The sequence below is a fragment of the Herbaspirillum sp. B65 genome (genome assembly GCF_000333555.1).
In the GTDB taxonomy this organism is placed as follows: Bacteria; Pseudomonadota; Gammaproteobacteria; order Burkholderiales; family Burkholderiaceae_D; genus Herbaspirillum; species Herbaspirillum rubrisubalbicans.
This window is the reverse complement of record NZ_BADI01000309.1, coordinates 1-1,246: the sequence shown is the minus strand read 5'-3', so window position 1 is coordinate 1,246 and position 1,246 is coordinate 1. Positions and strand designations below refer to the sequence as shown.

Genomic DNA, 1,246 nt, shown 5'->3' with positions numbered 1-1,246 from the left:
CTGGATCACCAGCTTGTAGCTCTCCAGGTCGAAAACCTGAGGGCTGGCGGCCGGACGCGCTTGCAATTGGCGCTGCTGGCGATCCAGCGAACCCAGGTAGCGCCAGTGGTCGATCACGTGGATCTGCTGCCAGCCGTCGCCTTGCTCGATGATGCCCATCGGTCCGGCATAGGGCCACGGCAGGATACGCAGGTCTTGCAGTGCTTGCAGCAGGCGTTGCTGGTGCTGTTCATGCGATTCTTCGCCGGTGCAGGCGCCACGGCAGCGGCGGATCTGACGGCCAAAGCAGGCCATGCCCGGGCTGGACGCCTGTTCCAGGCCAGTAACGATGCTGCATAGGCCATGTCGCTCCACCAGCTTGTGCAAGGCTTCCTGGGCGGCGCGCTGGCTGGTGTAGAGGCCGAACAGGTTCTCGGCACGGCTGGACTCGCGCTCGGTGAGCTCGGCTACCAGCGGCTGTCCTTGCGGGCTCATCCGCAGCGTGAACAGACCACGCTTGCTGCGCGGTTTCTTGTTGTGGGCCGGTCGCAGGTCGCGCAGCAGGCAGTTTTCCAGCAAGGCCGCGCCCAGTTCGCCCGCAGTGCGGCGACATTCGATGCGACGGGTGCGGGCAATGAGGAACTGATCTTCATGATGATGCAACTGCGCCAGCACGCGGCTGCGCAGGTTGACGCTGCGGCCCACGTACAGGGGCACGTCATCCACGCCGCGCAGGATGTAGACGCCGCAGGCAGCGGGCAAGGCATCGATGCTGGCGCGGTCGATATGCAGGGGATAGCTGAAGGTGGCGGCGCGATGCGCTGCTGGCTGGGGCGCATTGAAGGTGGCCAGGGGCAAGCCGGCCGGGCGCATCCCGCAGCGATCTTCCTGCGCCAGCAAGCGCTCTACCAGCGCCACGGGCAGCTTGCTCGGCTGGATGGCGGAGGTCTGGGGCATCAGGGAGGGCATCAGGGGACGGGTCAACAGCTGGGTCAGCGAAGTGCTGTGGCTGAGGGTGTTCATGGCGTGGGCCAAATCCTTGTTGTTCATGTCACGTCTGGACGTGCTCTTCAGGTTGGTGGATGGCCCGGACACACCGAGCCATCAAATTAACGTGGATTATGAAGTTGGGACCCGGGTGCCACAGTCGGCAGGAAGATGAAGATCGTGTAGGACATTGCCGCCTGTTGAGCTTGCCGCCGCCCCTGGCTCCACTCAGACTGGATCGAAGGCCGCCAGCATGGCCTTGGTCAGGCGCTGCCGGGCT

General features: G+C 64.7%; 1 protein-coding gene. It reads right to left on the bottom strand.

The genetic code is table 11. The features are described 5' to 3' along the window. On the bottom strand, positions 1–1,029 hold a 1,029-nt coding region (locus tag I5W_RS07920), incomplete at its 3' end, for a nucleotide excision repair endonuclease (protein WP_044528821.1). Positions 1,030–1,246: the final 217 nt, after the last annotated feature.